The sequence below is a fragment of the Endozoicomonas sp. YOMI1 genome, assembly GCF_024606345.1.
GTDB lineage: Bacteria > Pseudomonadota > Gammaproteobacteria > Pseudomonadales > Endozoicomonadaceae > Endozoicomonas.
The window spans coordinates 1-7886 of record NZ_JAHHPM010000225.1 but is presented as its reverse complement, the minus strand read 5'-3'; the positions used below and the strand labels follow the sequence as shown (position 1 = coordinate 7886).

The window sequence follows — 7886 nt, the reverse complement described above, 5'->3', positions numbered from 1 at the left end:
AATGAGTTTTGGGGTTTGAGGTGAGTAGACCTGATCACCTCAAACCCCTTCGATTGACGTTGAGTTGAAGTATACCCAAATCTGACAATGCTATTGACTTAATCATAATTAATCACTATTTTTCATAGTTATTAATACCTAATTAAGAGAAAGGATATCATGGCTCAAACAGATACAAAGGTACTTACTGCCCATGTGCCACTACCTCTGGCCGAAAAAGTGGAACAACTTGCTCAGAGACTAGAGCGATCACGAGGGTGGATCATCAAACAGGCTCTATCCGCCTGGATTGATCAGGAAGAGGAACGGGACAGGTTAACCCGAGAAGCACTGGCAGATGTAGACGCAAATGCTGTGATCGATCATCAGGCTGTGCAAGAATGGGCAGAAAGTCTTGGAACTGAAAACCCCCTGCCGGTGCCGCGTTAATGGAAATTAAGTGGACGAGTAAAGCTCTCTCTGATTTGTCGCGGTTGTATGATTTCTTAGCTCTTGTAAATAAGCAGGCAGCAGCTAAAACAGTGCAGTCTTTGACATCCAGCCCTGCCAGCCTGCTGGAAAATCCAAGACTAGGAGAAAGGCTTGAAGCTTTTGACCCCAGAGAAGTCAGAAAGATACTGATAGGGCAATATGAAATGCGCTATGAAATCCAGAACTCAACCATTTATATTTTGAGGCTCTGGCACACACGCGAGGATCGCTAGAAGTGGCATTACCAACAACGTATATGATTTCGTCAAAAACAGGCACGCCTATGTAGCTGAGTATGACCTATTGAGAATCGTTTTTGGCTTGCTGTTAAGTTTGAAACGCTCTCGGAAACGCTGATTTTAGATTTTAAGAAGATCTTGCCCAAAACTAAACGACAGAAACTATTTCTCTACACTTCTTGTACTGCAATGCCTGTAGAAATTTTTCTGACGTAAAATTGCTTTATATTTAGCAATTTTGCAGGCCGGACACCAAAATAATAATGCAATTAGCTACTGAGGATTTTATGGATGAATAAAAATCCTATTAAAAACCCTTTCGTCTTTACTAAAACAGGGAAAGTTCTAACAGTTAACGACCCTCTTCCTTTATCCGAAGAGTTATATGACTCTCCGGCATTTGGAGCTACGCTAACGCCTGTAGCAATAGGACCTGACAAGGTAACATCTCATTTCCGGCTTGATAAGCCAAACAGGTCAGCAAGAGGGGAGGAAGGCCATAATGACGGCACTGAAAAGCATATTAAAACCCAAATGTACTATCTACAAAAGGGCTATACGATAGAAGAAAGTTTAATTTTTTCAGATGGTTCCATGTATGTTCTTGACTGTTACGATTGCCGTACAAACCATATAGTCGAAGTTGTTGATAATCATGGAGATATAGATAAGGCCAGAGCATTAAAAGCACTGGGATTTAAAGTAACCTGGCATTTTGTATCAGAGAAAGTGAATGATATGAGATACAAGAAATATGGGGAGGTAATTCGTGACTATTAAAATAACAATTGAAGAGGAAGCTAAATGTCTGGCTGACTTAAAAAATGAGCAGAAAGCTGTAATAAAGGAAATAAAAAAACTAAAACAACAAAAAAATGAAGCTGAAAAAGAAGTCAACAAAACAAAGAACGACATAGATAAAATTAATCAGGAGCGTTTACAGGCAAAGCAAGCATTGATTGATCATAATAGGGTAAACAAAGAAGCTCTTGCAATTCACAACAGAATAAAAAAACTGTATGAAGAAGAACGTCAAATTCAAAAAGAGCTAGAACAGCTTAAGAATGAACATTTCAAATTGAATTATGGCTATAACAAAATGGAAGAATGGGCAAAACAGAATAATATAACCCTTGATGATTTGCGACTATCAAGTTTAATTATTGAACACAATAATTTTTTTGCTGAGGAAGAGGGAATCTTTAGAAGATGATATCAGAGTTAAAGAAAGCAAGCTAAGATTGCTGGGGCGAGAGTATGATGGCTACTGGAATGAGAAAGAGCAACTTATTCGTGAGATAAAAGCTCTTAATGAAAGGCTTGATGTAATGCGGAATCATGAATAATGTGGAAGTCATGAAATGTGTATAATAATTGGCAGAAGATAGAGGGAACACATACATAAACAGCTCATTTTATGCACAGTGAACTTTTCGAGGGAATAAGCCCAGTCGTACGAAAAATTGTGTTAATGTTAACGCCAGGCCGCTGGCTGGAATGATCAAACGCTGGGGAAGTTGTTAAGTTCGATTGTTCAGATTTGATGCGTAAGCCCTGCCTTAGCGTACCTTTTCGTACGACTGGGTTCCGTATTGAACTGGCGGCATATCGGTGTTTCCTGAAGATCTGATCAGTCCTTTGACATCAGGTTTGAGGAAAATATCATCAATTGAGAGGGTGAAAAGTAGTATGCATGCACTATCAATGGGTGATTATTTTGAAACGCCCAACCTTGGCAACCGAACGAATACATCTACAGAAGTATCTGGCGCTACGGCAGGTTCAACAGGTCAGTTAAGTGGCAGGAGTGACAATATATGTTCTGATGTTATCATTCCCTTCTTTCAATCACTCAACCCCTTTTATGAAGGGCCTGACAGTTATAACGATAAATCAAAGACGTTTGATTCAGTTTCGCATGCTTCAAGACCGGTTGAATTAACCAACCAATCAACGTTTGAGAATGTTTGTCTGAGTGCTGGTTTAGTAGCTAAGTTGGCCGGAGTTTGCATCCCACAAGCAAAAGCAATGGCGGATATGACTTCAGTGTTGTGCTTAACGTCAGGTAGTTTTGCTGGCAAATTCATGCAATACGTGCGAGGAACCCTCTTAAAGAGCCAACCCACCCAGGTAGCTTATCAACCGGGGCATTGGCGGCTGCTTCCATTATCACTCTGAGCCAATTACCCATTTCTGCTGCAAGACAGGTTTCTAACCCATCAACGAACTCGACAGTTGCTGATATCTGCAGCAGTTTATCTTCACCATCGCTTTCAATTTCATCTGAAACAGGTACAGTGACTACTCCAGAACCCGTTACTGGTGATTCAGCAACTAACATTACAGAATTGGTCAATGCTAGCGACTTTACGAAACCACCCCCTAGCACACAGATCCCTTGGACGCTGCCGACAACTGCTGAGCCTCCGGTAACATCGGGAGCACCACTTCCCGTTTGGATGCATCTCACCGCTGCTACTGCTATGGGTGTAGCTGTTGGTTTGTGTGCCTTCTTTTTTGCATGGTACATCGGTAATAGTGAAAATGAGCATGCTTATGTTCCGAATGTTCCGAGAAGTGACAATTCTTACATTACCCAACAGACCCAAAGAAGACTGCAGCAGGATGCTGATGCCAGGCACCAGAGTCACATCCAGCAGAATAATAATTCTATAAGGCACATGCAGGAGCAAGGACGTCAAGACCGATTTTATACTCAGTTACGTTGGAATCAGACACGTACTACTCGACGTTAAATCGGGTTCAGCAATTCCCGATGAATTCTGAAGCACTGCACTTAAAATTCAAAAGAGCCTAATTGACGTGAGTTCGATGCAAAAAAGACAAGGGAACCCCAGTTGTTTAACTATCTTTCGGTTGCAATCCATAGATAGCTAACCAGAGGCTCCCATGTCTATGACCAGTGTATTCTGTGATGTTGATGATTTCTGCCTGGTTTTTGAACCAGAATGGCATAAACGGCTTATCTGCAATACCAAAAAACCTTTGGTTATATCGAAGCTCTCGCTCAGTGAAATAATGACCATCATCATTTGCTTTCATCAGAGCGCGTTCCGAGATTTCAAACATTACTACCATAAGGTTTTCTCAGAAGAGGCTAAACGTGGTAAGACGTCTACAGGCTGGAAATTTGGTTTCAAGCTTCATCTAATTATCAATCATTTGGGAGAAATTTTATCTTTCTGTTTGACTACGGCTAACACAGACGACCGAAAGCCAGTACCAGATCTCATTGAAGATTTAACGGGCTGGCTCTATGGGGATAAGGGTTATATTTCAGAAAAGTTAGTGACTTGGTTGAAAGAAAAAGGCTTAAACCTGGTAACGAAAGTGAGAAAGAACATGAAACCAAAGGAGCTGAAAGCCTTTGATAAAGCGATGTTGCGAAAAAGGGCTGTCATAGAGAGCGTCAACGATCAACTTAAAAATATCTCTCAGATAGAGCACTCCCGCCACCGATCACCATTCAACTTTGCTGTAAACCTGATAGCTGGCCTCATAGCCTATACCAGACAACCCAGAAAGCCTCATATTGATGTTTCTGCACTAACAGAAGGTGTACCGATAGCTTTCTGAGCGTCGAACTCACGTTGACCAGCTTTTCCAAACCACTGCTGGCCCGGGGATCATTACGTATCGCTGCCCGGGAGCGGTTAATCAGTTTACTCAGATAGTTAGTGCGGTATTGGGCGAAAGTCCTGGTGCATACCAGCTTTTGGTACGGCGCCCTGGGCCTGCCGCAGTGTAGGCTGCGTTTTTAATATTTTTTTGCAAATCCCTGCAACCATTTCTGTCGTATCCAGTCAAACAAGTGCGTATTTCCTCAAGATGCAAATGGAGTGATTACAGGTAATGAAAGGTTTCGTTATCTCGGTTCTGGTACTTGGCTGTTTTCTGATGATGGCTAACCTGGCACCCAGCCTGCTCACCAGTACTCGGCCCGATGATGAACCAGACCCCAGAAAACTGAGCAATGATCAAATGATGAGGTCGATTGCTGCGCTTATTGGAATGGCAGTTGCTTTAACCCTGGTTCTACATTATTGGCGATAAAAAGAAAGTCCTCTACTGCATTTTACCAGCTGTACCAGCCATTAGGACTGTAGAGGTGAACTCCGGTGAAAACCGGCGGATTTGTTGATCTTTTCCTTTTCAGCCTGCCAATGGCCATTAGTGAGCAGTTTTGTTTTGTCTTTTTCATAGTGCTTATGGCCACACTGCACACACTCAAACCGAGTGGTTGACGGGTCATGGTTATCAAAGATGATCTGAGCCCAGACGATCAGCTGGTAGTGTCCACAGCTATCATCCATGAAAAGGAACCGGGCAGGCATCAAGCGAAGACCAGCTGCTGAGTTGGCTCCGGTAAAGATCAGCACACCATTTGGAAACACATAACCAAGCCAGTTATTGCCACATTCCGTGCCGCCCACCTGGGCACCCTTCATGAAAACCACCTGCTCAACAGGCGACGATGGCGACAGACAATCCATAATTTCTTTCAGATAAGGAGTCCTTGCGGTGCGGCATCGACCAATTTCCTTGGTGGCTTTGGCTGGAAGAATTCGTTTCTGGTCTGCCCATTCAGACACAGTCAGCCGGGTATCAGGCTCCAATCCTGAGAAAAAGCCTGAAAAATAAGGACTATTCATACACTTGTTTGTTTATATCCGTGACAAATAGACGTAACAACTACCCAAATCTAAAGATTCTGTAAGCACCCAGTATTTGCCTTAGCCCTTGTGAATAGCGAGATAGCTAAAGTTGGCACGCTAAATGGTAGATAACGGGTGTAAAGGGAAATTGCTCAGTATCAGTTCCAGGATGGAAGTACCGGCCAAGGATGGCCATCAAGGAAATAATAATAACAATCTGGAAGTGCTGAGATTCTCGCCCCGTTGACCGGGGCGTTGTTTTATCTGCTGTTTTTACCCTCTTGTTTTACCCACTTGATTAAAACCGCAACGAGCGCAACATTCGTTGTTATGATCTGGACTTGGCGAAGTTACGACGCAACGACGTATTGAGAAAATAATAAGGAGGCAACAATGAGCAATCCTCACATTGGAACTCAGGCTGCTATAGGCTGAACCCAACATTAACGCTTTGCTTTGTCGTTGCAAGATTGGCCACTTAAAGCGTATGAGTAACCCCTCACAGTGCGCTGATCTTGCGGAAAGCGGGGGTATTGTTACCCATAACGATAGAGCTGTTAGCGATACAGCACAATAATATCTGCACTTTGCTGAGACCCTTTTACCGTTGCCTGCTGCCAGCAAGAATTCAGGCACTCATTTCTGGCCCAATAATCCTCTTCCATTGCCTTACAAACAGCCCAGTAATCCGGTGGATTTCGATGAATCAGGTGAGTATAACGGCGCAGGTTATCCCAGGTCTTATGACCGCTGCGGATGGCCACCTCAGGAATACTCATCTTCTGTTCAAAAAAGCGGGAAATACCTTCATGGCGGAAAGAATGAAATCGCAGCCAAGCGCTTTGATTCGTTCTGAAAATTTGGTAGATACAGTTTGCGCCTTAAAAGGAAAATACGGTCTTCACCGTCAACTCTGGGCTGCATGGCAATGATCTCCAGACAGACCGGGCAAAGCGGCACTTTCTGGTGATTACCATACTTCTTCCTGGGGGCTTTCCGGTCCCGGATGATGACCTCCCCATTTTCCAAATCCAGATCACTGTAGCGGATATTTCAATGGATAAACCTGACTGTTCTGCTTATTTTAATGCAGTTACTAACTGAGTGATCAGCTATCGAAGGGTAAGAAGGTATTGGTTGCTGTTCTCTCGATAGGCAAACAGTAAAACCTGACGTGCATCTATGGGAGTCCCGTTATATCGGTAAAGATAACGGCAAACTGGCAGCTATCCCCGCTGTAAACGTCAACATCATGGTTTTATTGGCCGCTTAGGACAGAGCAAACAAATTCTTGACCGTCAGCAGAGATAACTCACCAGACAACCACCGTCTTTCTCATCCGTGAGACGCTGACTTTCGAAGAATTTTAACTTCATTATTGTTAATAGCCATAGCAGAATTTTATGCCTTGTTGTCATAAATAACGAATGGGTTGTTTAAGGAAGGAACTATTTAAATAAGAAGCGGTCTAATCAGCAATTTAACAACTCAAATAGTTAGTCCCATGTTAAGTAATAACAATTGCTTGCAACAAGTTTCTTATTTCAGTCTCCTTGGCTTGGCTCCAGTCAGCATTACTCAAGTCAATAATGAATCACACCCTGTCTTCTACCAACAATTTTCTGTTGCCTTAGCTTTACCTGAGGTAAATAGTTTAACTAACGGATCTGAACCATCTTCTGGCCGTGACCCAGCTGAAAAAGAATCAAACGACAAGAAATTCATATGCACCTATTTGGGGTGTGGTAAAAAATTTAAAAGGAGAAGTACACGTCGTATACATGAGAGATCGATTCATTTAAATGAAAAAAATTTTGAATGCCAAACATGTAAAAAAAGCTTCTTTCATAAATCCGATTTAATAAAACACACCTACATTCACTCAGGAACTAAACCATATCTTTGCCTGAAATGTGAAACGTCTTTTTCTCAGTCTTCCAATTTATATACTCATATAAAAAAACATCATCATATTAAGCCTGTAAAACAAGATAACTGGGTTAAACGGTGAGTAATCCAAGAATCAGTAAATACTGATCTCTATCCATTCTATTTTACTTTTTCTGATTTTTGTTTCAGCTCATCAGATTTTTCTGCTCAATTAAATGCAGCTTCTGATCATTTTTCTAAACGACCGCACCGTTCTGTAGCATCCCCTGAAGTCATAGGACCGCTTAAAAAAATAACCTCCACAGGATGCCCACTTTTATCTATCATCCGTCCGAAACCATCAACCTGAACTCCTGCCAAAAAATGAGGTACAGCTTTCCATCAAGAAGTAACTCAGACCATAGGCCGTCAACTATTTTTTTTAATAAAGCAGGAACTTTTACAAGAAAGAGTGGTCTTAAGCTGAAATTCAATATTTCATTATTTCAATGGATAGACCTGACTATACTGCTTATTTTGGTGCAGCTACTAATCGCCCTGGTTATTTTCAAGATACTGCTTTTTCTGAATCTGGCACATCATGTCAGGCTTTCTCCCGTGACGTTTCAGA

The 7886-nt window shown here is 42.1% G+C and carries 11 protein-coding genes; 9 read left to right on the top strand and 2 right to left on the bottom strand.

Annotated elements, in window-relative coordinates; all coding sequences use genetic code 11:
• Window positions 1-159: 159 nt before the first annotated feature.
• The 8 genes from KDK15_RS07890 to KDK15_RS07855 all read left to right on the top strand — a co-directional run bounded on the left by KDK15_RS07890 (window position 160) and on the right by KDK15_RS07855 (window position 4784).
• A complete protein-coding gene (locus KDK15_RS07890; protein ID WP_257294815.1) occupies window positions 160-429 on the top strand; it encodes a CopG family ribbon-helix-helix protein in 270 nt (89 codons plus the stop codon).
• Window positions 429-704, top strand: coding sequence for a type II toxin-antitoxin system RelE/ParE family toxin (locus KDK15_RS07885; protein WP_257294814.1), 276 nt, complete (start codon window positions 429-431; stop codon window positions 702-704). The genes KDK15_RS07890 and KDK15_RS07885 overlap by 1 nt, the downstream gene beginning before the upstream one ends.
• A 297-nt stretch (window positions 705-1001) precedes the next feature.
• Complete coding sequence (locus tag KDK15_RS07880; RefSeq protein WP_257294813.1) at window positions 1002-1490, top strand: hypothetical protein; 489 nt, start codon at window positions 1002-1004, stop codon at window positions 1488-1490.
• Complete coding sequence (locus KDK15_RS07875) at window positions 1480-1923, top strand: hypothetical protein (protein WP_257294812.1); 444 nt, start codon at window positions 1480-1482, stop codon at window positions 1921-1923. Before KDK15_RS07880 ends, KDK15_RS07875 begins: the two co-directional genes overlap by 11 nt.
• A gap of 398 nt (window positions 1924-2321) precedes the next feature.
• Window positions 2322-2888: a hypothetical protein gene (locus KDK15_RS07870; RefSeq protein WP_257294811.1), complete on the top strand. Its 567-nt coding sequence runs from the start codon at window positions 2322-2324 to the stop codon at window positions 2886-2888.
• On the top strand, window positions 2861-3466 hold the full coding sequence (locus KDK15_RS07865; protein WP_257294810.1) for a hypothetical protein: 606 nt from the start codon (window positions 2861-2863) through the stop codon (window positions 3464-3466). The genes KDK15_RS07870 and KDK15_RS07865 overlap by 28 nt, the downstream gene beginning before the upstream one ends.
• A gap of 154 nt (window positions 3467-3620) precedes the next feature.
• Complete coding sequence (locus KDK15_RS07860; RefSeq protein ID WP_257294809.1) at window positions 3621-4307, top strand: IS982 family transposase; 687 nt, start codon at window positions 3621-3623, stop codon at window positions 4305-4307.
• 276 nt (window positions 4308-4583) lie between these two features.
• A complete protein-coding gene (locus tag KDK15_RS07855; protein ID WP_257294808.1) occupies window positions 4584-4784 on the top strand; it encodes a hypothetical protein in 201 nt (66 codons plus the stop codon).
• A 41-nt stretch (window positions 4785-4825) separates the two neighbouring features.
• Here KDK15_RS07855 and KDK15_RS07850 read toward each other — a convergent pair whose 3' ends face one another.
• Both KDK15_RS07850 and KDK15_RS07845 read right to left on the bottom strand, forming a co-directional pair.
• Window positions 4826-5383, bottom strand: coding sequence for a phage terminase large subunit family protein (locus KDK15_RS07850; RefSeq protein WP_257294807.1), 558 nt, complete (start codon window positions 5381-5383; stop codon window positions 4826-4828).
• 560 nt (window positions 5384-5943) lie between these two features.
• A complete protein-coding gene (locus KDK15_RS07845; protein ID WP_257294806.1) occupies window positions 5944-6165 on the bottom strand; it encodes a hypothetical protein in 222 nt (73 codons plus the stop codon).
• Between the two features lie 725 nt (window positions 6166-6890).
• Between KDK15_RS07845 and KDK15_RS07840 the strand changes: the two genes are divergently transcribed.
• Window positions 6891-7397, top strand: coding sequence for a C2H2-type zinc finger protein (locus tag KDK15_RS07840; protein WP_257294805.1), 507 nt, complete (start codon window positions 6891-6893; stop codon window positions 7395-7397).
• Window positions 7398-7886: the final 489 nt, after the last annotated feature.

Excerpts from the sequence above, each read along its gene's own strand:
- KDK15_RS07890 (WP_257294815.1), top strand. The coding sequence starts at position 160 with ATGGCTCAAACAGATACAAAGGTACTTACTGCCCATGTGCCACTACCT.
- KDK15_RS07885 (WP_257294814.1), top strand. The coding sequence starts at position 429 with ATGGAAATTAAGTGGACGAGTAAAGCTCTCTCTGATTTGTCGCGGTTG.
- KDK15_RS07880 (WP_257294813.1), top strand. The coding sequence starts at position 1,002 with ATGAATAAAAATCCTATTAAAAACCCTTTCGTCTTTACTAAAACAGGG.
- KDK15_RS07860 (WP_257294809.1), top strand. The coding sequence starts at position 3,621 with ATGTCTATGACCAGTGTATTCTGTGATGTTGATGATTTCTGCCTGGTT.
- KDK15_RS07855 (WP_257294808.1), top strand. The coding sequence starts at position 4,584 with ATGAAAGGTTTCGTTATCTCGGTTCTGGTACTTGGCTGTTTTCTGATG.
- KDK15_RS07850 (WP_257294807.1), bottom strand. The coding sequence starts at position 5,383 with ATGAATAGTCCTTATTTTTCAGGCTTTTTCTCAGGATTGGAGCCTGAT.
- KDK15_RS07845 (WP_257294806.1), bottom strand. The coding sequence starts at position 6,165 with ATGAGTATTCCTGAGGTGGCCATCCGCAGCGGTCATAAGACCTGGGAT.
- KDK15_RS07840 (WP_257294805.1), top strand. The coding sequence starts at position 6,891 with ATGTTAAGTAATAACAATTGCTTGCAACAAGTTTCTTATTTCAGTCTC.